The 22,608-nt window shown below is 41.7% G+C and carries 24 protein-coding genes and 1 pseudogene; 4 read left to right on the top strand and 21 right to left on the bottom strand.

Annotated features, from left to right (window positions below):
- Positions 1–53: 53 nt before the first annotated feature.
- A complete protein-coding gene (locus LOZ91_RS12900) occupies positions 54–1,337 on the top strand; it encodes a ribonucleotide-diphosphate reductase subunit beta (protein ID WP_004645882.1) in 1,284 nt (427 codons plus the stop codon).
- A gap of 100 nt (positions 1,338–1,437) precedes the next feature.
- Here LOZ91_RS12900 and LOZ91_RS12905 read toward each other — a convergent pair whose 3' ends face one another.
- The 3 genes from LOZ91_RS12905 to LOZ91_RS12915 form a co-directional block, all read right to left on the bottom strand.
- Entirely contained in the window at positions 1,438–3,609 is a 2,172-nt protein-coding gene (locus LOZ91_RS12905; RefSeq protein ID WP_244783337.1) for a TonB-dependent receptor, read from the bottom strand.
- A gap of 392 nt (positions 3,610–4,001) precedes the next feature.
- Positions 4,002–6,404 (bottom strand): glucose/quinate/shikimate family membrane-bound PQQ-dependent dehydrogenase, encoded by a 2,403-nt coding sequence (locus LOZ91_RS12910; RefSeq protein WP_244783338.1) that lies wholly within the window; start codon positions 6,402–6,404, stop codon positions 4,002–4,004.
- 171 nt (positions 6,405–6,575) lie between these two features.
- The gene (locus LOZ91_RS12915) at positions 6,576–7,817 is read right to left on the bottom strand and encodes a carbohydrate porin (protein ID WP_244783348.1); all 1,242 of its coding nucleotides are present in this window, start codon (positions 7,815–7,817) and stop codon (positions 6,576–6,578) included.
- A 481-nt stretch (positions 7,818–8,298) separates the two neighbouring features.
- Here LOZ91_RS12915 and LOZ91_RS12920 point away from each other — a divergent pair, with 481 nt between their 5' ends.
- Together LOZ91_RS12920 and LOZ91_RS12925 are read left to right on the top strand one after the other, a co-directional pair.
- The gene (locus tag LOZ91_RS12920; RefSeq protein ID WP_244783339.1) at positions 8,299–8,907 is read left to right on the top strand and encodes a DUF805 domain-containing protein; all 609 of its coding nucleotides are present in this window, start codon (positions 8,299–8,301) and stop codon (positions 8,905–8,907) included.
- A gap of 24 nt (positions 8,908–8,931) precedes the next feature.
- Positions 8,932–9,447, top strand: coding sequence for a hypothetical protein (locus LOZ91_RS12925; RefSeq protein WP_348519897.1), 516 nt, complete (start codon positions 8,932–8,934; stop codon positions 9,445–9,447).
- Positions 9,448–9,595: 148 nt separating this feature from the next.
- Here the strand turns inward: LOZ91_RS12925 and LOZ91_RS12930 are convergent, their stop codons facing one another.
- Positions 9,596–10,243: an HAD-IA family hydrolase gene (locus tag LOZ91_RS12930; protein ID WP_244783341.1), complete on the bottom strand. Its 648-nt coding sequence runs from the start codon at positions 10,241–10,243 to the stop codon at positions 9,596–9,598.
- Between the two features lie 98 nt (positions 10,244–10,341).
- On the opposite strand from LOZ91_RS12930, the gene LOZ91_RS12935 reads away from it, so the two are divergent.
- Complete coding sequence (locus LOZ91_RS12935; RefSeq protein WP_100357951.1) at positions 10,342–11,109, top strand: hydroxymethylpyrimidine/phosphomethylpyrimidine kinase; 768 nt, start codon at positions 10,342–10,344, stop codon at positions 11,107–11,109.
- 75 nt (positions 11,110–11,184) lie between these two features.
- On the opposite strand, the gene LOZ91_RS12940 is transcribed toward LOZ91_RS12935, so the two are convergent.
- The 17 genes and pseudogenes from LOZ91_RS12940 to LOZ91_RS13020 all read right to left on the bottom strand — a co-directional run bounded on the left by LOZ91_RS12940 (position 11,185) and on the right by LOZ91_RS13020 (position 22,479).
- A complete protein-coding gene (locus LOZ91_RS12940; protein ID WP_244783342.1) occupies positions 11,185–12,240 on the bottom strand; it encodes a DUF1176 domain-containing protein in 1,056 nt (351 codons plus the stop codon).
- A 3-nt stretch (positions 12,241–12,243) separates the two neighbouring features.
- Positions 12,244–12,591, bottom strand: coding sequence for a hypothetical protein (locus tag LOZ91_RS12945; RefSeq protein ID WP_244783343.1), 348 nt, complete (start codon positions 12,589–12,591; stop codon positions 12,244–12,246).
- Between the two features lie 32 nt (positions 12,592–12,623).
- Complete coding sequence (locus LOZ91_RS12950; RefSeq protein WP_244783344.1) at positions 12,624–13,064, bottom strand: nuclear transport factor 2 family protein; 441 nt, start codon at positions 13,062–13,064, stop codon at positions 12,624–12,626.
- A gap of 487 nt (positions 13,065–13,551) precedes the next feature.
- Positions 13,552–13,917 carry a 5-carboxymethyl-2-hydroxymuconate Delta-isomerase gene (locus LOZ91_RS12955; RefSeq protein ID WP_005097963.1) on the bottom strand — a complete coding sequence of 122 codons (366 nt, stop codon included), beginning with the start codon at positions 13,915–13,917 and terminating at the stop codon, positions 13,552–13,554.
- Between the two features lie 124 nt (positions 13,918–14,041).
- Positions 14,042–14,380 carry a zinc ribbon domain-containing protein YjdM gene (locus LOZ91_RS12960; RefSeq protein ID WP_005097964.1) on the bottom strand — a complete coding sequence of 113 codons (339 nt, stop codon included), beginning with the start codon at positions 14,378–14,380 and terminating at the stop codon, positions 14,042–14,044.
- A 122-nt stretch (positions 14,381–14,502) separates the two neighbouring features.
- Complete coding sequence (locus LOZ91_RS12965; RefSeq protein WP_005097966.1) at positions 14,503–14,949, bottom strand: SRPBCC domain-containing protein; 447 nt, start codon at positions 14,947–14,949, stop codon at positions 14,503–14,505.
- A 234-nt stretch (positions 14,950–15,183) separates the two neighbouring features.
- Positions 15,184–15,573 (bottom strand): ribonuclease E inhibitor RraB, encoded by a 390-nt coding sequence (locus LOZ91_RS12970; RefSeq protein ID WP_005097967.1) that lies wholly within the window; start codon positions 15,571–15,573, stop codon positions 15,184–15,186.
- Between the two features lie 259 nt (positions 15,574–15,832).
- Positions 15,833–16,764 (bottom strand): annotated as a pseudogene (locus LOZ91_RS12975) (hypothetical protein).
- 585 nt (positions 16,765–17,349) lie between these two features.
- The gene (locus LOZ91_RS12980) at positions 17,350–18,015 is read right to left on the bottom strand and encodes a pseudouridine synthase (RefSeq protein WP_005169561.1); all 666 of its coding nucleotides are present in this window, start codon (positions 18,013–18,015) and stop codon (positions 17,350–17,352) included.
- Between the two features lie 83 nt (positions 18,016–18,098).
- Positions 18,099–18,812, bottom strand: coding sequence for an SIMPL domain-containing protein (locus tag LOZ91_RS12985; RefSeq protein WP_244783345.1), 714 nt, complete (start codon positions 18,810–18,812; stop codon positions 18,099–18,101).
- Between the two features lie 97 nt (positions 18,813–18,909).
- On the bottom strand, positions 18,910–19,158 hold the full coding sequence (locus LOZ91_RS12990; RefSeq protein WP_180185766.1) for a DUF6868 family protein: 249 nt from the start codon (positions 19,156–19,158) through the stop codon (positions 18,910–18,912).
- A 531-nt stretch (positions 19,159–19,689) separates the two neighbouring features.
- A complete protein-coding gene (locus tag LOZ91_RS12995) occupies positions 19,690–19,953 on the bottom strand; it encodes a hypothetical protein (RefSeq protein ID WP_180075570.1) in 264 nt (87 codons plus the stop codon).
- 113 nt (positions 19,954–20,066) lie between these two features.
- Positions 20,067–20,288, bottom strand: coding sequence for a hypothetical protein (locus tag LOZ91_RS13000; RefSeq protein ID WP_005097977.1), 222 nt, complete (start codon positions 20,286–20,288; stop codon positions 20,067–20,069).
- A 149-nt stretch (positions 20,289–20,437) separates the two neighbouring features.
- Positions 20,438–20,815: a hypothetical protein gene (locus LOZ91_RS13005; protein ID WP_005169548.1), complete on the bottom strand. Its 378-nt coding sequence runs from the start codon at positions 20,813–20,815 to the stop codon at positions 20,438–20,440.
- Positions 20,816–21,086: 271 nt separating this feature from the next.
- Positions 21,087–21,230, bottom strand: coding sequence for a zinc ribbon-containing protein (locus tag LOZ91_RS13010; protein ID WP_004645925.1), 144 nt, complete (start codon positions 21,228–21,230; stop codon positions 21,087–21,089).
- Positions 21,231–21,358: 128 nt separating this feature from the next.
- Positions 21,359–22,240: a hypothetical protein gene (locus LOZ91_RS13015; RefSeq protein ID WP_244783346.1), complete on the bottom strand. Its 882-nt coding sequence runs from the start codon at positions 22,238–22,240 to the stop codon at positions 21,359–21,361.
- Between the two features lie 20 nt (positions 22,241–22,260).
- The gene (locus tag LOZ91_RS13020) at positions 22,261–22,479 is read right to left on the bottom strand and encodes a hypothetical protein (protein ID WP_034608409.1); all 219 of its coding nucleotides are present in this window, start codon (positions 22,477–22,479) and stop codon (positions 22,261–22,263) included.
- Positions 22,480–22,608: the final 129 nt, after the last annotated feature.

Here is a 22,608-nt window from a genome sequence, read left to right on the forward strand (position 1 = left end):
CAGCCAAGCTGAATGTCTCATAAAAGATATAAAGCAACGTAGAGAGAATTGATATGTCTATCCTAAGTTGGGACGATTTCGAAGATGATTCGCAAAAACCGGCTGCACCTGAACAGCAGCCTGCGCCCGTCGAGCCGCAAAAAGCGACTAATTCACAGATGGTATCTGATGCAGGCAACGCATCGCCGGATGTGGCAGCTGCACAACCCCTTAGAGCCACTCAAAACCGAGGATCAAATCCAACCGATTCGCTGGCAAGAGCATCTGCTTCCCTAGAGCAGCTTGATGTTGCTCCAGGCCTTGAAGAGCTTGAAATGGGTGCACAGCGTGTACAGGTTGATGACAAGGCGATGATCAACTGTCGTGCAGACTTGAACCAGCTTGTTCCATTCAAATACGAATGGGCTTGGCAGAAGTATCTGGACGGATGTGCAAACCACTGGATGCCACAAGAAGTGAACATGAACCACGACATTGCGTTGTGGAAGTCTGAAAATGGCTTGACTGAAGATGAACGTACCATTGTGATGCGTTCACTTGGTTTCTTCTCGACTGCCGATTCACTGGTTGCAAACAATCTGGTACTGGCGATTTACCGTCATATTACCAACCCTGAATGCCGTCAGTACATCTTGCGTCAAGCGTTTGAAGAAGCGATTCACACACACGCTTACCAGTACTGTATCGAGTCGCTAGGTATGGATGAAGGCGAAGTCTTCAACATGTACCGTGAAGTACCGTCAGTTGCACGTAAAGCTGCGTGGGGCCTGAAATATACTCAGTCTTTAAGTGATCCTACTTTCAAAACTGGTACCCCTGAAAACGACCAGATCCTGCTTCGCAACCTGATCGCGTTCTATTGTGTACTTGAAGGGATTTTCTTCTACTGTGGTTTCAGCCAGATCCTGTCTATGGGTCGTCGTAATAAGATGAATGGTGTTGCCGAGCAATTCCAGTACATTTTGCGTGATGAGTCAATGCACCTGAACTTCGGTATCGATATGATCAACCAGATCAAGATCGAAAACCCGGGTCTATGGACCACTGAATTCCAGGAAGAAATCATCCAGATGATTCTTGAAGGCACTATGCTGGAAATCGAATATGCACGTGACACGATGCCACGCGGTGTACTCGGTATGAATGCTGGCATGATGGAAGAATACCTGAAGTTCATTGCTAACCGTCGTCTGGCGCAATTAGGCTTGCCTGAACAGTTTGCTGGTGTGAATAACCCGTTCCAGTGGATGTCAGAAATGATGGACTTGCGTAAAGAGAAGAATTTCTTCGAGACGCGCGTAACAGATTACCAAACTGGCGGTGCGTTAAGCTGGTAAGGTTTTTTACCGTCACGCGACACATAAGTTGTCATTTATGACTTATAGTTTGTCATAAAAAAACCGCCAATACTGGCGGTTTTTTTACATCACATAACAATTAAAACTCTTTTGTTACACTCAGACCAGCGCTCCAGTTCCGCCCTTCTGCCGGCTCAAAGAAACGGCTATTGCTTTCATTGACAATCACCGAACCAGAATAATCTTTATCAAACAGGTTATCGACACGCGCAAAAGTATTCACTGCCCAATCCTGCATTTTCCAGTGATAACCTACATTGGCACCAGCGACTGTATAACTTGGTGCAGCATCAGAATTCAAGTCATTCACATAAATCTTGTCCGAGTAACGCACATCCAGACCTGCATGTAGGCCTTTTTCAGGCTTCCAGCCCAGACTGAAAAAGGCCTGATTTTTGGCAATCCCCGGAATATAGTTACCCGATGCTATTCTAGATACTACAACCTCTCCTTCATCATTCCGAAGTTCAGGAATATCAGCATCAAAAGTAGCATCAATATAGCTATAACTTGCTTGTGCTTTTAAATCACGCCATATATTTTTATTCCAGGAGAGTTCAATACCTTCTCTTAAAGTTTTATCCGCATTACGGAAGGTCGATCGCCCATTATCATTTTCTGCAGAGACAATATCATTCTCAGTTTGGGTTTGGAAAATAGCAACAGTGAAATCACCTAAAATATTGGCAGATTTCAATCCCATCTCATAGGTTTCACTTTCTGCTGCTTTTAAATTAAATGTGCGGCTACTACCATCCGCTGGATAAGCCATTTCTGTAAAAGTTGGTGTTTCAAAGCCTTGTGCATAACTGGCATAAGTCATCAGCTCAGGTAAAATTTTCCAGCTTAAACTTAGCGATGGCAGTAACTTGTCAAAAGTAGTTTTACCAGAATTATCACCATTCACATCAGTAATATAATGATCTTCTGATTTAAAATGCACGTTGCTATAACGTAGTCCAGCATCTAGAGTCCAATCGGGAGCAAAGTGATAAGAAGCTTGCAAATACGGATCTAAATTCCACAGGGTATTATCTTCATCTCGACGTAGTTCACCTTTAACCCCCAAGCGATCACCTAAAAAGTTTTGATAGCCTTTACGATCTTCGGTCATGGCATCTACGGCGACACCTGCAATCAGTTTAGTATTTGGTAGAATATCTTTACCCGTCCAGCGTAAATCTGTCCCATAAAAATTACGGTCAAAATCAATGACACCACCAGGATGATTTCGGGCTAGTTGAACTGTATTAGGTTTACAAATATCAGTATTTTCTTCATATGCACACTTTGGAATCGACTGATATTGCGTGACTGCGCGCTGTCCCCAGTAGGCCATGCCATACAGTTCATGCTGGTCATTGATCGGTTTATTCCAGGTTAGACCCGTTTGAACCTGTTCAATTTCTTTGCGCGCATTGAAATCTAATACATTTTTTACTACCTGTTTAGGATTGGCCTTCCACTGCTCTCGGGTTAAACCGCCCGGATCATCCGCTGCAATTTTGACATAGTTATTCATCCAGTTGATTTTAGAGCCATCTTCCAGATCCCAGGTCAGCTTGGCATTATTCAGAACTTTATGTGCACTGCTGTGGTCACGGTAACCATTGGTATCAAAATAAGAGGAGCTAATGATATAAGCTGGTTCATCGACATTTTCTGAACCGCCTTGCAAAACCAGCTTGGTCTGCCCTTTGTTCTGGCTCCCTGCAGAATGCCCCAGTTCAATCAAGTCAGCACCTTGCCCCTCTCGCGTGGTGGTTAAAATCGTCCCCCCGGAAGAGTTACCATACAGTGATGAAAACGCACCACCTAAAACTTCAATATGATCCAGACTGTTCAAATCAATATTCGAGGTTTGTCCCTGCCCATCCGGCATTGTTGCAGGGATTCCATCTACATATAAACGCACACCACGCACACCAAAACTGGAACGTGCCCCAAAGCCTCGCATCGAAATTTGCAGGTCTTGGGCATAGTTTTCACGGTTATTTAACTGTAATCCCGGAACGCCTTTTAATGTTTCCGAAAGGTTCACATTCAGGCTGTTATCTTGTTCTTGATTCAGATAATACACTGACGCTGGTGTGGTCAATCGCTCCCGATCGGTACGGGTTGCTTGAATGACAATCGTGTCTAACCTTTGAACTTCTTGTGTGTCATTTTCTGCATAAATGTTCTGACCTACGCAAGCAATCAGGCAGGATAAGGTCGATCTCACAAATGGAAATTTCGGGCTTTGATACATAAATGACAGGCCTTATTTGAAAGTGGTTTAATGCGGCAAATACCTTATCGAGATGGCGTACATCTCATGATTCAATTCATTTTGTTTTAAGCATCGATATCCAATAAATGCGCTGATTCGATGACATATAGTTCGCTCAATGGATAGAAAAACTTTGAGCTTAAAATTCTGTGTTCGATAAATTCAGACTTGATTAATCCTTTATCTGAATTGCGCTTAAAATCAGCCATATACAAAGCATATTATTTTAATGCGATCTGAATGAAATTGAGCTTTCAGCAACAAATCAACATCATTTCTCTGTGTCCTTAAAACTCGATGTAGGCATTCAACAATACATAATAAAAAAAGCCTGACGGATCAGGCTTCTTCATACTGATTTAAAAGTTTAACTATTTATTGTCTGGCAAGGCATAAGCCACCAGAGAGTCACCCATTTTAGTCCCAAAGGAACCATGACCACCGGCCATAATGACCACATACTGCTTGCCATTCGCTTCATAAGTCATTGGCGTAGCCTGACCACCTGCAGGTAGACGGCCTTTCCATAACTCATCACCGTTGTTCACATTAATGGCACGGATATAGTTATCTTGAGTTCCACCCACAAACATTACATTACCCGCAGTAGAAATAGGCCCACCCAGCATCGGCACACCCATTTTGAATGGTGGCAATGGAATGCCCGGCATACTGTCACGAATGGTACCGATACGGCGTTTCCAGGCCACTTCATGAGTATTTAAGTCCACACCTGCAACAAAGCCCCATGATGGCTGTTTACACGGCAGCCCAAACGGAGAAAGGAAGGCACTGATTTCAACGCCATAAGGCACGCCATACATCGGTTGAACGCCGGCTTCTGTGCCTGCACCTTTAGCCGTCTTAGGACGGTTCGGATCTTGAGGAATCAGTTTTGATACAAATGGCAGGCCAATCGGGTTGGTCAGTGCAATTTGACGGTCCGGATTCACCGACATACCACCCCATTCAAACACCCCCAGGTTACCCGGGAAGACCAGCGTCCCATTTTCAGAAGGTGGGGTATAAATGCCATCGTAATTCAGTTTATGGAATGCAACACGGCAGACCAACTGGTCAAACATGGTCGCACCCCACATCTGTTTATCGGTCAATTTCTCTTGTGGCGCCAGATTAAAGTCAGAGAATGGCTGAGTTTTAGAATAGAACTCGCCTTTGGTTTGAGGACCGCGTTTCACAGATTGTGGTACGGGTTTCTCGGTAATCGGTACAATGGCTTTACCATTACGGCGGTCTAGCACAAAAGCATTCCCGGTTTTGGTCAAGACATAAATAGCCGGAACCATATTGCCGTTTTTGTCTTTAATCTCAGTCAATGTCGGCTGTGAAGGTACGTCCATATCCCACAAATCATGATGGGTAGTCTGGAAGTTCCATACCAGCTTACCGGTCGTCGCATTCAAGGCCAGCATCGAGTTGGCATAACGCTCGTCCAGCTCAGTCCGGTGACCACCGTAAATATCCGGGGTACCGACACCCGTTGGCACGTAGACGATATCCAGCTCTGCATCATAGGCCAAAGGTGCCCAAGCATTTGGAGAGTTATGTACAAATTTTTGACCCGGTGCAGGAATCAAATTCGGATCTTCAGCGCCTGTGTCAAATACCCAAAGCAGTTCACCGGTATTGACATCATAACCACGGATCACACCCGATGGTTCTTCAGTTGAATAGTTATCTGTGGTTGAACCCGCAATAATGATCGTGGTGCCGGTGACTACAGGCGGTGAGGTTGGAATATAACCGCCCGGATATGGGAATGGCATATCTTTTTGCAGATCAACTTCGCCATTTTTACCAAAGTCAGAACAGACTTTACCGGTGGTTGCATTTACCGCAACCAGACGCCCATCATTGACCGGTAAAATGACTTTTTGTGGACATTCAGTCGAGGTGGTTTTCTTCGCAGCAAGACTGCTTTCAAAACCAGCCGTATTGTTGACATCATAATAAGACACACCACGGCAGGTTAAATGCTGATAGGTATGATCAGCTTTTAATTTCGGATCATAGGTCCATTTCGCCTTACCGGTTGCCGGATCAAGCGCTGTCAATTTCTGGTGAGTGGTACAGATGTACATGTTATCACCCACCTTGATTGGGGTAACCTGATTGGTAGTTTCACCCGAGTCATTTTCAGTCTTGAATTCGCCCGTGTGATATTCCCAAGCCACCTGCAAATCTTTAACATTTTCAGTATTAATCTGCTTTAAGGGTGAATAACGCAAACCGGACTGGGTACGGCCATAGGCTGGCCAGTCTTCTTCTGCCACACCGGGGATTGGCTGGTGGGCTGCAGGCTGCTGGGATTTTAATTCACCGCGAATTTCTTGCGGGTCATTAAATACAGCATAAATCATGACAGCGATGGTAATGGCCAATGAAGCACCCAAGGCAATTTTCGCACCTTTGCTTTGATCAAAACCGCGTGTTACCGCCGGAATCAGCAGAGCTAAACCGAACAGACCTAAAATATCTAAACGCGGCGCAAGTGCAAAGAAATCTGAACCGACTTCCCACAGCCCCCACACCACTGTCGCCAAAACGAATACAGCATAAACCAGAAGTGCAGCGCTTTTTCGTTGATATAAGAGAACTGCGGTCGCAATAAAGAGAATACCTGCAATGATGTAGTACCAAGACCCACCCAGCACTGCAAGATAAATCCCTCCAATCAGCAGTCCTATACCGAAAACAGCGGCAATGACCGCTAAAATCGTTTTCAGTACTGAACCTGATGATGAAGTATTCATATTGAACACCTATAAAAGTTTTTTTTGAAAGTCCATGCACATGACAGGCATGAGCACCCTTATTGTTAAATTCTGAGTTATAAATACATCAATGTCTTAAGCAGGCATTGCCCATTACTGCAACAAAGCACCTAGAGATTCAATAGTGTATTTGCAACTAAAAACTATGTTTTAAAATGACGTATTAAACTTAATTCCGCCCACCCAGACATTTTCACCGTTTTTGTCCGCACCGACGTGACGCACATATTGCACATTCGGGCGAATGGTGAGCCAGGGGGTGGCATGTAAACCATAATAAATTTCTGCATCGATTTCTTGATGACGATCAGTACTGACATCGTTATTCATGTTGATGCGTGCAATACCGAACGCAATTTCATCTTGAGGACGTGAATCCATCGCGCCTTTGTAAACCAGCCCGATATTTTGCATATCACTGACGTTATTGGTTTTGGAGTCATGCACTGTCGCATTCACAAAGCCGGTCAGACCACGCGAAGCATCACCGTGATGTGCAGTCAATTGTTGCTTGGCAACGATCCAACCCCCATGGTGATGGTCGGTTTGATCTGGATTGGAAATGACTTCAGCCTCAACTGTACTGTAGTAATAACCGGCGCGATATTCACCCGGTAGTTTTTGTTCACCCAGTTTAGGCGTCCAAACCACTTCTGCAGGAAGCATTACCCCTTTGGAGCCGTCCGTACTCAGATTAAACCCTTTACCACGTTCCAGATTCTCAGGGTTGTATTCATAAACACCGACCTGGGCATAAAATTCAGGGTTAATGTTGTATTTGACCCGTGCAGCCCATTGGCTTACCGGCCAGTTGTACCACTGATCGCCAACCCAGTTCCCGACTTGTGAACCGCATAGGGCCAGATTCTGGAAATCACAGTCAAAACTATTGAAGTCTTCACCCTCACCAAAGCGTCCGACTTTCACATCCAGTTTTTGTTCCAGGAATTTTTTCTTGATCCATAAATCAGTCAGGCGCCAGGTTTGACCACGGCCCCAGACTTCTTGCACTGAACTCAGATGGCCATTTAAAGCAGCAGCGCTTTGAGACAGTGACTGACCGTTACGCTGGGTCACTGTTATTTGTGCTTCGGTGTCTTGCCAGCCTGCAATTTTTGCCAGATCCAGATGTGCCCCAAAAACAAACTGGTCCGCATATTCAGTTTTATGGTTTGAAGATCTTTGCGCATCGATCAAAGTTGCCATTTCACCGGTATAACCAAAACTGAAATCATAGCCCTGGTTTTGGAGTGCTGTACGTTGTCCGTTCCAGTCACCGAGCATCCACGGGCTTTCTGAACTGAAAGCAGCTTCAGCATGCACAGTGGTCGTAGTTAAGATAAAAGAGGCACAGCAAAGGTAAACGGCCTTCGATAATGGGGAGAGATACATTGAATGTGATACCTTCATCACAATATGAAGCTTTTTATTATACGCCTGTTGATTTTAAAACATCGTTACTAATAGATAAAAAGTATGAATAAAATGTTATATTTATTAGTATTATTATATGCTTTTTGTAAATTTAAAATTTATAAGTATCTGTTTATCATCATACTAAATTTAACAACATCAAACCATAGCTCCAGAGAAAAATTTGATATTCATCAAATAGATTTAGCTTTAATTTCTTATAACAGATTCAGAGATAAATCAGCTCCATTACTATTTAATTTTCTTCATTTCAAATCATGCAACGCCACTTTTTTGTTGATTGAATACTGCACCACTATTGCGATAAGGCTTTTAAAAACATGAGAAAATTTCCGCCATTCCACTATGAATTTTTAAAAATTAGATTATGCTAAAGTTATTCTGATAAGAAATTGCGTCGCTTTAAAACAATAATCTAGCTTAATAGACGAGAACAAGCATGAAAGGTTCAATCCTTGATTTTTCTATTCAACACAATACCGGTTTTATCTCGGGGGATAATAATCAGCGCTATAGCTTTAATGGCGCAGACTGGCGTAGTGAGCGTCCACCTTCACGCGGTGATCGGGTCGATTTTATCGTCAATACCGCGGGTGAAGCCTCTGAAGTTTATCTGGCCTTAGGTAGTTCTATTTATCTGGGAGAAAAAATCTCCACTCAGCTCGGCAAATATTCAAACCTGGATCAAGCCGAGGAAAACTACAGCAGCATTGACTGGTTTGTAAAATGTCTAACCAACTATGCAAATTTTTCTGGCCGCGCACGCCGTAAAGAATTTTGGTTTTTTATGCTGTTTTGTGTAATTTTAGGCATTATTGCTGAGGTGATTGATACAGTTTTAGGCACTAAACCCATAGTAAATAGCCTGCTTAATCTGGCACTTCTAGTCCCAAGTCTGGCCGTGGGCGCGCGTCGCTTGCATGATGTAGGACGCTCTGGTTGGTGGCAATTACTGACGCTTACCGTGATTGGTATACTGGTACTGATCTGGTGGTGGGCAACTGAAACCAAGCAACAAAACAATGAATATGGTGCTCCTGCCAAATAACCGAACCTTACAAATCCCGTCTTGATGCGGGATTTGTTTATCGATTATTTAATGATTAAATATCAGCAAAATCAGACTTTCTCCATGCTGCAAGATCAATTAGTGAAATTTCCAGATGCTGTATGGGTGCAAATCTATAAAGATAAAATGCAGCTGATGAATATAGATGGCACGATTACGCATACCCTACTACCTGATGTGCCTTATGCCCATCCGCGGAGTATTATTGCCGACTTTGATGCAGCCGCGGTGACGCTGAAACAACTGTTACCCTCGTCAGTGATGAAGAAACTATTTAGCTCTATAGCGCTGCTGCAAATTATGGATCTGCCTGAAGACGGTTTAACCGAAGTTGAAAAGCGCGCGTTACTCGAACTCGGTTATGAAAGTAGCGTGCAAAATGTCATCCTGTTTGACCATGCAGGAAATGCACTGACCAAAGCCAAAGTTCCACCCCAACATCGAATGACGATCATCAACATTTTACTGGTGATCATCATTATGGTGGTGTTGGCATCGACCTGGTTTTTGACGCTTTAAATGTTCGTCCAAGAGCAAAAATTCCGCACGCTGTGGGATTTTTATTGAGATAACCATCTAATAAGAGAATTGATCTCTATAGATGAACCAGCTTATAGACATCGCCTCTCTAAAAATCAGCTCAAATAAAATAAGCAAAAATTAGGGTTTATTTAAAATAATCTAGCAACTGATTAAAGCGGTCTATTTGATATTTTGGCTGTGCCAGTGCTAATTCTTCCTGACTGCCATAACCATAACTTACCGCTATAGTCTCAATACCATTGTGACGGGCGCCAAAAATGTCATGCTCACGGTCACCGACCATCATGCATTGATCGGCCTGTAACTGTTGCTGCGCTAAAATATACTGAATCAGCTCGGCTTTATTGGTGCGGTCACCATTCAGCTCACTGCCATGAATGTCAGAAAAATACTGAGCCAGATCAAAATGCTCCAGAATCTGTTTGGCATACACTGTCGGTTTTGCTGTAGCGACAAACAAGCGATAACCACGGCGTTTCAGTTCTGCCAGCGTTTCTGCCACACCCTCGAAAACGTGATTTTCATATAGGCCTTTCACTGCAAAACGTTCGCGATAAGCCATCAACGCCTGCTCAGCCAGAATATGATCGGTCTCGATATTTAAAAGTTTGGCCAGCGAGGCTTTTAAGGGAGGACCGATAATCCAGTCGATATTGATCTCATCGCTAATCGGATGACCCACCTTTTCCAGACCGTAACGCGCAGACGTGGTGATCCCCACTTTAGGATCAGTTAATGTCCCATCCAGATCAATTAAAATATTCTTAATCACAGCCCATCCCCTCTCATTAGCACCGATATAAATTAATATCGAGAGTTCATTCAAATTTGCCTATACTAATGTAATTTTAGTGAATGAAGGACATCATTTTGCGCCCTACCGTACTTTGCTTTTCCGGTTTAGACCCTTCAGGTGGAGCCGGTCTTCAGGCAGATATTGAAGCCATTGGTCAAAGTGGTGCACATGCAGCAATTGCCTGCACAGCCCTCACCATTCAAAATTCACAGCAGGTTTTTGGTTTTGAAGCGACATCTAAAGAGCTGCTGCTGGCTCAGGCCAATGCCGTGGTGAATGACCTGCCAATTCGCTGTATTAAATCTGGCATGTTAGGCACCACAGAGAATATCGCAGCACTGGCGGAGTTTTTGACTGCACATTCGGACTATCTGTATGTACTCGATCCGGTTCTGGTGGCAAATAGTGGCGGTTCATTGGGCAATCAGGCGACACTGGTCAAAGCATTTACCCAACTAATTCCATTGGCTACCCTTCTAACTCCGAATACGGTTGAACTGCGTGCTTTAACAGGTGAAGAAGACCTACAGCTGGCCACTCAAAAACTATTTGATATGGGTGCACAAGCAGTTCTGGTTAAAGGCGGTCATGAAGATACGCCGGATTATATTCAGAACAGTCTGTATATCGCGGGCAAGTTGATTAATGAGACCCGCTGTCCACGTCTGGAGGGTGAATATCATGGTTCGGGTTGTTCACTGGCCAGCTTTATCGCCGGGCGTCTGGCCATGGGTGATCAACTCAAAACGGCGGTACAGCATGCAGAAACCTGGTTGTTTGGGGTATTAAAAATTGCCGACATCCCTGTTCCGAATGGTCAGAGAATTCCAAAGCGCTTCTAAGATAATATTTTTTTTAAATTCAAAAGCCTGAATGATTCAGGCTTTTTTTATCACTTCTATTTTTCGAGGGTATTTCTATTTACCCTGAATGACTGTGCTTACATAGGTCGGCAAATCCCAGGCACCGCCAGCAAAGCCCTTGCATTGTACGGTCAGGCTACTGAAACTTTTGACAAATGTTTTACCATCCCATGCCCATTCGTCCTGACTCAGACAATCACCCAAACCACGTACTTTATGCCCGGAAAATATCTGGCCTTGGCTAAAGGTTTCTCCGGAGGTGGTCACCAGTTGTCTCGGTTGCTTGTTTTGATCTATCAGCCAAAAACCACTGCCCATATTATAGGCTCCACGCCAGCAAGGGATCTGAATCAGCTGATTTTGAGCATTGATGGGATAAATCATCATGACATCATCCGGCATAAAATGTTGGCTAAACAGCAAATCGCATTGATCTTCGTTAGTGCTCGCTTGCAGTTTCCGAATCATCTGCTGACTCGCCGCCGTATTCAGTTTCACTTGAGTGATCTTGCCTGACTGATATTTGGGTATCACAATTTGCGGGATCGCTGCAGCTTTAAGCACCGCTTGACTGGATTTTTTTCCAGGCTTGATCAAGGCTGAGGGCGTAGAGAGGCGGCGCTGAAATTCATCCATCTTGAGCAAAACGGCACTGGCTCCGGCTGTTGACAAAGTCCAGCGTGATTGTGCATTCTTAAATATCACTGGATCCGTGCCTTGAACTGCTTTTAATAAGGCTTGTGTTTGTGTACGACTCAGTTGACCTATCCCTTGCTGATCTAAACGAATGACACCATAGGGCTTGCCCGCGATTTGTAACTGAAGCTGAGCTGTCGATGCTGCAGCTTGCAGAGGTAAAATTTGGACTTTTGCTTGTACCGCACTGGTCGTTCCTGCTGCGCGTGTTAATAAAGCCGAAACTGGTCGATCAATCTCCTGATCCGACTGATAACCTGAAGCGCGGCAGGTGCCGGTATTGTCGCAGGCCATTTCCCAATCTTTATGTGAAAAATGCAGCCCCTGAATGGCAGCAAGACTTAATGAGCTGATACTGGCCAGACCAAATGCGACACTCATGGTTTTGATGCTGTATTTCCATTGTTGTTTCATCATTTAGTCCTTATTTAAAATGCTTGCCGAGGTGGCTGACTGCATCTCTTTACCATTCAGCAAAATCAGCACCATGAACAAAAACACAATCCCGATCATGGCCAGTGGATTCAGAATTGTATTTAGCCAGTCCAGTGCGGCTTCTTCACTCGAAGGTTTCAGGTCGACCACTTTGACATTCTGCACATTTGGATTCCTCGCTTCCTGCTTCGGGGTATCGATCGAATTTTCTAGCCTGTCAAAGGTCTGAATTGCACCGTCCCACATCCCGGCTCCCTGACAATAGGCTTTGAGTATATTCAGTTTTTGCTGAATGGTGTCCTGATAAAGCATGCCTGTAATCATTTGCAAAGATATTGCACTTAATTTTTTAAGCTTATGACTTAACTGACGCTTTTGATCCTGCGCATCTTACGGGCTTCTAGCTGTACCGGTACTGAGGTATGTTGATGCAACAATTGCCATCGTCCCTGCTGCTTGCTGAGACACATACTGACCCGGCACCAGCCCAACTGGAAAATCGGCTCAATTACCGCATAATTCACCCGAACATAGCCATCGGCCAAGGCTAAATCAGTGCTCACATGAATATTGACCTCTTGACGCTCTATCCGGATTCCTTCAGGTATAAAAGGCCGATATTGCAGCCAGAGCGCCTGATAGGCATTTATGCCTTTTATTTCAGTACTGACATCGACCAGACGGATATCTGGCCGGCATAATTGAATAATATCCTGGATCTCCAGACTGCATATGGCATGGTCCCATTGCTGAAGAAATGCCATGACTTCCTGACTCAGTTGTTCATCCCCAAAAACCTGCATAAAGTCCCCCTCAATCAGGTATTCAGACCTGAAATCGGAATTAAAATTGTCCCCAATTTCTGGTCTTTTGCTTTTCTTATTTTGATTATGCTCAAGCACTATAATTGCTTGGCTATCCCCTTTGTGTTATTCACTGCAATTCATCTGAATATTATTTAAAACATTATTTTGATTTCAATCTTTAAGTTAAGTCCAAAACTTCATGCAATCTGCATAGACATACCACATTACAGCCCTATCAATCTTTATTTTTATTTAAATCAGGAATAGAGAGTTATCTGAACCCACTTTAAGACTTCTGCGGTATTATTGTAAATGATCAAAAATGTCATTTATAAAAAAAATATGTTTATATTTTAATAAGATGAAATGAATTTAGGAATAGTATTCATGTTCGGTCGTCTGATTTATTTTAGACTGAGCAATTGTAAAGAGTTTAAATACAACTCTTAAGCTGTCGCGATGCCACACAGCTAAAAGCCAGAATTTAAATCGTGACTTTGCTATAGGTCTGCTTTGGCATTTCAATAATTTCGACACAGAGCTGAATTTTTAATTCGGGCTGTGGAGCAATAGATTGCTGCATCACCTCAAGCACCAATGCAGAAATCGCCTGACGCACTTCGACACTACGTCCACTCAATAGTGAGACTTTGGCATGTGCATAGGCCTGATCTGTCTGTGGACTCAGTCCAATCACATAATCCTGCTGCATAATTGCACGACTTTTTAAATCATCGGGATCGGTGACATAGCCTGCATTGAACAATGCCTGATGCATGGCTAGCAAGAGCGGCTGAGTCTGGAGCAGATGTTGAAGATTGTCAGAATATTCCAGATGCAGATGTGGCATACGAGTGATCTCGAATCAAAAACGTGAGGATTGGGACTATATAAAAAATAAACGCTGAATTTTAGCAATGAGACGATTTATCCACCGTCTCATGTCCAGTTAAAATTCTAGTCTGATGCCAGATTTAAGCTTTCTTTACATATTCAGATTTTAGCTTCATCGGGCCCATTCCCTCGATTTTACAATCGATATCATGACCATCAGCAGCATCGGGCAATAGGCGGATACTTTTGACTTTAGTACCCACTTTCACCACTGAAGATGAACCTTTGATTTTCAGGTCTTTAATCACCGTCACGCTATCGCCGTCCGCCAGCACATTGCCATGAGCATCCTTAATGATCACTTGTTCTTCAGTAATTTCGCCTTCTTTCCACTCATGTGCACATTCAGGGCAGATCAGTAGATCGCCATCTGCATAGGTATATTCAGATTGGCATTTTGGACAGTTTGGCAGACCCATAAGAACCTCGAAAAAGAGAAAAATTAAATAAATGAAACAAATAAGATCACAGTATAGCATCTTTGCAGAGATGCGCTTTTGAACAGGAGTTTCGTTGAAGGTCAGCTCATAATCATCAAGCATTAATTATCCGGGATATGCGGATTCACCAGCAAGGAAAGTAGCTGGAATGATTCCTGCCAACTTAAGTGACATACCGCAGGCGGCACTAAATCCGGATAGCCAACCTGAATAATATGCAGGCCTGTACCGACTGAAACCTTTTCAAAGATCACAGTGACTTCTATTTCACCTTGCAGATCTGGCGTCGAAAACTGATCGGTATAACGCAGTAACTGATTGGGAATCACCTCATGATAAATCCCATGAAAATGGTGCTGGGTACCGGTGGAAAAATTGGTAAAGGTAGTTTTATAGCTGCCGCCGGGTTTGACTTCCGCATGTTCTACCTTGGCAATAAAACCATGTGGTGCCAACCATTTTGCCAGTGCATCCGGATGAACAAAAGCACGATACACCCGCTCCGGAGGTGCACTCAACACTCGATGCATTTTTAGGGTGTAACTCATTTTGCCTTGTCCCTTATTGTTATTATGTATTTTTATTGAGGGATATTGCCCTTCTCTTGTATAGACTGACCAGACCAAGCTGAGCATCCATAGAACTGATTTTACGCAATCCTCAATCTGGTATATATAATGACTATGTATCTGTATTAAAGTCCTGACATTCCGATATAACTAAATATAAAGGATAAAAAAACCCGGCAGCACCGGGGTTTTTTTATTTAAATACAGGCACAATCAGCTATTACGTAGACTGCTTTCTTCTTCATCCAGCTCATCATCATAGACATAGGCCATGCAGCCCCAACCATCATATTCACCCTGAAATTCTGCAGCGATTTTGCTGAACCACTGTTCCAGATCCACAATATCCTCGTAGGTTGGTTCCATATAGACATAAATCGTGATAATCCATTCCAGGGTCGCGCTTTCTTCATCCTGAAACAGGCTGATTTTTTGTTCTTCCTTTAAGAGATACAAGGCACAACGATCTGCCTGCTCTTCATCACTAAACACCAGCGAAAATTCGATTTCATGTGCTTCTTGCAGGTCGTCGCCATCCTGATGCATTTGCCACAGTACATTGCCATTTTCATCGTCAGGGAATTGATTGTAATCACGTGACATAGAAGTATCCTTATTATGATGCTGTTTTATTCTGCATCTAAGATTAGCTGATTTTTAGACAATTATCGAGATCCGGACAAAAAATATTATCTTTTAACCATAAATAAACATATGATTTTTATAAATATAAAAATTATCTGTCAAATGGGTATTTCTTAAATATTTACAGCCTATCACGTCCGGGAATATCGATCTTTCGCTAAAACCCTATTCGTTATCAGCTACCATCAAGACTTAGTGCGCTTGATGCCTATCAAAACTATACGGTCTCTGGATGCCGGCCTTCTTGCTTCATGTGCACAACCAGCGCAGCAAACTTTAATTCCTCTAAACGTAAATCCAGATAGGATGACTGAATCGTGGCCTGACTCAGTTGCTGTCCGGTATAATTCAGCAGGACATAATCATCCCTTAAGGCTTGCAACATCTGTCCCAAATTTTCTCTGTTTAATTGAGCAAGATATAAATCTGCCTTGCTATTAAAGGCCAAACTAAAGATTTCAATGATACTTCTACGGCGGCTGTCATCGATATAATTACAACTGGCGATCTGCTGTGTTGCTATGGCCTGCTGAATTTTTTCACGTACATCGAGCAGATGCCGAGCCGCATCCGTTTCACTATATCCTGCGATCAGCTGTTGTAAAATTGCGGTACTGGCAGACATAAACCGTAATGCTTGGCCTGGATTTTATGTTCCAGGGCATTCACTACGTCCTCTAAGTGCTGCTGTTGCTTGGCCTGTTGATAATAACCCGCTAAACTTTTTCTGGCCTGCTGTTTAACTTCGACTAAGGCTTTCGCTTGAAACTGGGCGAGATAGTCTTTCACGCTTTCAATATAAGCCTTGAGATCATCAATCATGATCGAAGCATCCAGTTTGGTCACTTCAACAAAATTTTCGGCCTGCAAAGTCCGGTTGATAATATATTGTTCGATATCACAGATATCCTGATATTTTTTATATTTATTCAGCTCAGTCGTTAAACTGCCATGCTGTACCCGCAGTTGGGTCACGTCATAATTCAGTTCATCGACTTGAGCGTCATAATCTGCCAGTCTGCTGCGTGAATGATCCAGATTTTCCTGTAAAAACTGGATATTGCTGCGTAATGAAGTCTGGATCTTCAAGCTCCAGAGCAAGGCACATAATAAAATACTCGCGAGAACGAAAAAAGCCATACTGAGCATTGTTCTGTCCTTTAACCCCGGGCATTGCCCTAAAACATCAAATTAAAAATTTATTATAAAGTACTGGTTAATTTTGCATCACTTTGACTAGATAATCAAAGCCATTAATCGCCACTAAGTCGTTCATTCATTTTATTTTTCTATAATTTTTTATGTGCAAGTCATACATCATGAATTGATTTGCAGCTTAAATCAAAACGATCCTGAAACAGCTAACGGTATTTTTTATATCAAAGGATATAATTTAAAAGTTTAAAATTAATGACAGTAAAATTAAAAAAACCAATAGAAATAAAGATATCAAACTTATAAAAGCAGATAAAGACAATAAAAATTCCTAAACTCATCATCAAGATATGCAGCCAGCATTCACCGGTATGTTCTACATCGACAGAAGATTGGGCAATGCATAAGTATTAGATTTCAAATAAAAAACATGAAAAACTGTTAATTTTCAGAGCATTGACTGAAATAAATTCTCACACTTTTTAATTCAGGCAGCCCATTTTAAATGGCAAATACCATTTTGAATGACTGTAAAAATAGAACTAATTTGACCGGATACCATCGTTTTTATAATCCACATCAAAACGGAACTACGACTTCAATCTCAACCGGAACACCACTCAGCGGCTGGCTAAAAGCCAGATAATTGGCATGCAAAGCCATACGATTTAAAGGACTGCGCTGTGGTTCTGGATGATAGATTTTATCGCCAGTAATGGGATGACCCAGATACAGCATATGTACTCGCAACTGATGAGAACGGCCTGTGATGGGCGTGAGTAAAACCCGACTAATGTCTTGCTGGGGCAAATATTCTATTGCCTGATATAAGGTTTTGGCAGTTTTGCCCAGTTCATAATGCACCATCTGACGCGGACGGTTTTCCCAGTCGGTCATCAAAGGCACTTCGACGCTGCCCTGACCTTCAAGTTTGCCTTGTACCAGTGCGACATAATTTTTATGCACGGTACGTGCCTGAAACATTTTACTCACCGCCACTTCTGCATCACGGTGTTTGGCAAACATCAAAATACCTGAAGTGGCCATATCCAGACGATGGGTGATTTTAGCCTGCGGATACTGGTCCAGAACCCGCAAATAAGCACTGTCATGATGTTCAGCTAAACGCCCGGGAACCGACAATAATCCGGCCGGCTTTTCAATCACCACCAGATCATCATCTTCATAAACAATATGCAACGGTTCTTGCGGTGGGCAATAGACAAAGTCGGGGTTGATGGGCATTTTAGGAATACAGCATCTGGAACAATGCGCGCAAAATAACAAGCTGTATTTAACCTGTCAATCACCGCGCATAGCCAGATAAATTAATCTGCCAGATAATAATCCACCGTCGAAACTACACGGACTTTTTTCAAATAGGGGGTATTGCTGTCGCGATCTTCGATACTAAACATGCCCTGATTGGCGGACTTGATTTTCCCCAGACTGCTTTTTGAATCTGCGGCAAATTTTTCTGCCACACTGCGGGCATTTTCGGTGGCTTGTTCAATCATCGCCGGCTTAATGTCATTCAACTTAGTAAATAAATATTCGGTTCTTTGTCCGGAATCATCTCCAGCAAAGGCAATGCCTTTTCGACCCAAAGCCATCAGACGGCTTTGTGCCTTGCGTACTGCATCGATGTTGTGGGTATAGACGGTAATGGTCTGACTGGCAGTATAGCGCAGTGCGACATTGGCATCACCGCCGTATTGCTGGGCGTATTTATCGGTAATACTCGGTGAAGCACTGGTGATCTCTTCGGCACTAAAACCTTCATTTTTTAGAAAGGTCTGAATTTCCTGGGTATTGTTTTGCATGGTATCGTACAACTGGGCCAGATCCTGACTGCCTGCGTTAAAACGGATCGGCCAGACTGCTACATCAGCTTTGACTTCGCGTTCCGACAAACCTTTGACCGACACAATACGTTCATACTGTTTGATTTTTAAGGCGCTATTGCCCAGAATCCATCCGGCAATAATCATCCCCAAAGCAATCAGGACACCCAAGATCAGTGCCGGTTTAAATTGATTCATCTGTTTCAACTCCTTTAAAATCCTGTTTTAGTTTTTATATACCCTACTGATCCGAAGCTATTTTTCTGTCATTGAAATATTCAGTTCAGCATAGCGCTTAACTTTGCTTGATTAAATAGATTGCAATTAAAGGCGCCAAGTTAAACAGCAAAATCCCAATTTTATACAACACCATACCTGAATAATGAATCACATCGAAGCTGGCTTCAGATAGCCGGAACCATTTTCCATGCAATTGTTTCATCCAGTTTCGGGCAAATACAAAAACCGTGAACCAGAGCATGAGAATAGTGTAATTGATGACTAAGGAAAATAGCAGAAAACGACACCAAATATCGAGATTCATCATAATTCCCCACTGGGCGCAGCTGATGCTTTAAAAATAACAAATTTGATCTGGGAGAATGAGAACTGATTTGTATCATGCTTGAATTGAATCTTGGTTTAAGCTTTTGATTTATTGTTATTTTAATGATTTATCATATTTGCACTGCTGGAGAATTTTTTAGGGTGTTGGGAAAACGTCTAATGGTTTACTTCAACTATCAATCTTTGTAAGACTTGATCTTATAGCCTATAAACTTGTGGTCTATAGCGTCCTAAGCCGGATCGAGACCTTTTGGGTTCGTACTGCACTCGCGTTTTGCGCCGCTCACAGCATGCTACTCTTTCCGATCCCATCACACCCTTGAAAGCTATATTAGGCAAAAATGAACGGGATTAATTTCCTATGTTTTTTTAATTTTTAGATTTTTTGAAAATTTATTTCATTATTAAACTAAATTTAGGGAAATAAATTTCATTCTTCATTTTTTACGCTTTTTTATTCTATAAAAATGGCCTTTATTGCAATTTATCTTCAAGACATGATGACTATTTATTGAAACAAAGCAGCCTGAATCCATTGTGCGCTAAACCACCAGATACTGATTGCGGTCATCCCGCATAGCAGATTGGCCAGAACTTTATTGAGTCTCGTCAGTTCAGAGCTATAGATTTTCAGATTCAGTAAATATGCCATCACGCCGTAGAGCAAGCCAATTGCGCCCCCAAACAGGATCAGAATTAATGGCCATGCGGAATAAAAGTGGGCTTTTTTGCTTAATTTTCCTGATTCTGGTGCGTACTCTCTGATTTCCATATGCGTTTGACCTCTTTCCAATATGTGTACATGCACGATTTCAAGGCAGATATTTCGCTGTTATTAAATATTTGCCTTCTAGGACTTTGATTGAAGCAAGAAGCAGACCAGTTTTAGTGTACAAAAAGCTGACGGGTATGTTGGTTGATATAGGCGTTCAGGCCATCGCCATATCGGGCGAGCTGTTTCATGTTTTCCACATGCTGATCACCGGCACTGCTATAACTGTAGGTATAAACTTTCGAGGTTTTCTTAAATTGCACGCGAATAAATTCGTTACCAATCTCGTAATTGGCAACACCTGAGTCATGATTAAGATCAAGATAATGTTGCAATTGAGCTGCCCTAAACACTGTGAATTTAGGCTTTTACATGGGGATGATTTGGTTAATTTTCAATCAAAATCAAAGTTCAAAAAGATATAAAATTACAAAAAAATATCCCACTCAATGATGGGATATTTTTTTCAATCTAATTGAATTATTTAGCAATTAGGATCAACAACATAACTTGTCTGGCTAAATTTTTGCCATGCTCCAGTAGCAGCACCATCTACAACCAGAATAGAAATAAGTCCCCAATCCAGGAAAATACCTAATAAAGTTGTTGGATCAAATGTTTTCTGTGGAATAACGGTGTTGGTTTGACAGCCTTGCTTCTCTGCCTTAATCACATAGTTTTCTTTCTTTTTGAAAGTATAGACAGTATTACGCTGTCCCATATATTCTTCATTGACATATAACTTAGCCAATTCATCATTACTACGGATATTCACAGTTTGGGTTGAACCATTAAACATCGTGGCACAGCCTGAAGTAAATAAGATTGCACTGCCTAGTACTAAAGCTGCAAATTTTTTCATTGTTTCACCCCGGAAATATCTAACCTTAATTTAAAAGTGGTTAGCTAATTTTTAAAGCAGACAAGCTATACCGTTTATATTTAAATTTCAAATAATTTTTTGAATTTATTAGGTTTTACTTTAAATTAATAAGTTTTATAAATATATGATTGGCTTTTTCACCCTGATCTTTTGATTGCTACCTAAAAGGTTAGCTAATAAACAGCAAAAAGCCCTATGGAGTAATAGGGCTTTCGTTCAAAACAGAGGGTAACTGTTTGAGTTGTTTTGCTTAGGCATTCTTATTGTTAAATTGATTGCCTTGGCATTTGGTACACGGTGGTAAACGATCAGTACCAATTTCTAAGTAGGTGCGGTGTCCGCATTGAACACAAAAATAGAAGCCTGTTCCGGGTTTTTCGCCAGCAGTAACCATCTTTGTTCTCCATGGTTTTAGAAATGGTCTGTCTAGTATAACCCTCTGGTGATGAATGTCTATTGTCCATTTTTGTAAATGATGATGGCATTTGGGCGAAGGCAAATACTGCAAAAATCTACATGGTCTTATCGCCTTTTATGTTCGGTTCTAATTGCAATATCAGGTATTGATTCAGCAGGGCTAATTACAGTTTGTATTTTTGCTCTATCACTCAACCTTTCATTTAACATATAAGCAAATGATTTACCTAATTTTTTAGCTTCCATTTGTATTTCATAGAGCTCTTCTCCTGAAATTGGATTATCACTCATATCCACTATAGTAGAGAAATGATACGTTGCATCTTCTTCATTTTCTGAAGGGGATGCTAATTCAATGACTTTATTAGGATCTACACTCACTGCATCTTGCATACCAGAACCTGCAACCCCAAAATTTTGAACTACTCTAGAATTATCCCTTAATTTCAAAATTTCCAGGTCTTCTTTTGAAAAGGGTACATGGAATTCATTAAAATTTATGAAAGGTCTTCCATCAATCCTCATTTGAAAATGGTAGTGGGGATATTCGATTTGTTTGCCTTTATGCCCCTCAGCATCATTCTCTGAGCAATCAAATGTCCACTCAATATTTTTCCACTTTATTGTAGAAGATAAAATTTTACGCCCAGATCTTTCACTGTCTAGATCGTTAATATTTGAAAGTAACTTCTCTTCATTTGCACACCACCTTAAATAAGCTGCAATATTGTGATAACCATATTTTTCATATATCAATTTAAAATGTTTTTTTTGAAATTTACAAAGACGTAATAACCAATGTAGACATGGTTCTCCTACACTCATCGTTTTGAAATCTTTTCTGCATAGGTAACATTGCCGTTTCTGATAGCTCTCTTTAAAAGCAATTACTTGTCGCAAATTTTCTTCATGCTGTTTTGTATTAAATTCTTTAATTTGATCTTCTGTTAAACTATCGAGCCAAGATTCAAAACTTTTCTTATTCACTATTTTTCTCTTTCATAAATTCAGTCATATAAGAACTTAACATTTCTATTTATGTATGCATTTAATCCATTACCAGATCTAGCTAATATTTTCATTTTATCTACGTGAAACCTCCCAGCCTTCCTATAACTGTATTGATAAATTTTAGCCGTTTCTCTAAATTTCACTCTAATATAAGTCTCACCAATTTCGTAATGCGTCACGTTAGAATCATTATTAATATCTTTATAAATTTCCAAAAATCCCCCCCATTAAAAAATAAAAAACGCCCCAATCCACATTAGAGCGTTTTTTAAACAATTTCAATAACTTTAATCTCTCCCCTTGCGAAGCAATACTTCTCTCCTTTAAAAAAGGAGGGAGTTCCC

This window comes from Acinetobacter sp. F-1 (assembly GCF_022869025.1).
In the GTDB taxonomy this organism is placed as follows: domain Bacteria; phylum Pseudomonadota; class Gammaproteobacteria; order Pseudomonadales; family Moraxellaceae; genus Acinetobacter; species Acinetobacter pseudolwoffii.

Bases quoted from the DNA above. Each gene is read 5' to 3' on its own strand.
- LOZ91_RS12900 (WP_004645882.1), top strand. From the start codon at position 54: ATGTCTATCCTAAGTTGGGACGATTTCGAAGATGATTCGCAAAAACCG.
- LOZ91_RS12905 (WP_244783337.1), bottom strand. From the start codon at position 3,609: ATGTATCAAAGCCCGAAATTTCCATTTGTGAGATCGACCTTATCCTGC.
- LOZ91_RS12910 (WP_244783338.1), bottom strand. From the start codon at position 6,404: ATGAATACTTCATCATCAGGTTCAGTACTGAAAACGATTTTAGCGGTC.
- LOZ91_RS12915 (WP_244783348.1), bottom strand. From the start codon at position 7,817: ATGTATCTCTCCCCATTATCGAAGGCCGTTTACCTTTGCTGTGCCTCT.
- LOZ91_RS12920 (WP_244783339.1), top strand. From the start codon at position 8,299: ATGAAAGGTTCAATCCTTGATTTTTCTATTCAACACAATACCGGTTTT.
- LOZ91_RS12925 (WP_348519897.1), top strand. From the start codon at position 8,932: ATGCGGGATTTGTTTATCGATTATTTAATGATTAAATATCAGCAAAAT.
- LOZ91_RS12940 (WP_244783342.1), bottom strand. From the start codon at position 12,240: ATGAAACAACAATGGAAATACAGCATCAAAACCATGAGTGTCGCATTT.
- LOZ91_RS12950 (WP_244783344.1), bottom strand. From the start codon at position 13,064: ATGCAGGTTTTTGGGGATGAACAACTGAGTCAGGAAGTCATGGCATTT.
- LOZ91_RS12955 (WP_005097963.1), bottom strand. From the start codon at position 13,917: ATGCCACATCTGCATCTGGAATATTCTGACAATCTTCAACATCTGCTC.
- LOZ91_RS12960 (WP_005097964.1), bottom strand. From the start codon at position 14,380: ATGGGTCTGCCAAACTGTCCAAAATGCCAATCTGAATATACCTATGCA.
- LOZ91_RS12965 (WP_005097966.1), bottom strand. From the start codon at position 14,949: ATGAGTTACACCCTAAAAATGCATCGAGTGTTGAGTGCACCTCCGGAG.
- LOZ91_RS12970 (WP_005097967.1), bottom strand. From the start codon at position 15,573: ATGTCACGTGATTACAATCAATTCCCTGACGATGAAAATGGCAATGTA.
- LOZ91_RS12980 (WP_005169561.1), bottom strand. From the start codon at position 18,015: ATGCCCATCAACCCCGACTTTGTCTATTGCCCACCGCAAGAACCGTTG.
- LOZ91_RS12985 (WP_244783345.1), bottom strand. From the start codon at position 18,812: ATGAATCAATTTAAACCGGCACTGATCTTGGGTGTCCTGATTGCTTTG.
- LOZ91_RS12990 (WP_180185766.1), bottom strand. From the start codon at position 19,158: ATGAATCTCGATATTTGGTGTCGTTTTCTGCTATTTTCCTTAGTCATC.
- LOZ91_RS12995 (WP_180075570.1), bottom strand. From the start codon at position 19,953: ATGGAAATCAGAGAGTACGCACCAGAATCAGGAAAATTAAGCAAAAAA.
- LOZ91_RS13005 (WP_005169548.1), bottom strand. From the start codon at position 20,815: ATGAAAAAATTTGCAGCTTTAGTACTAGGCAGTGCAATCTTATTTACT.
- LOZ91_RS13010 (WP_004645925.1), bottom strand. From the start codon at position 21,230: ATGGTTACTGCTGGCGAAAAACCCGGAACAGGCTTCTATTTTTGTGTT.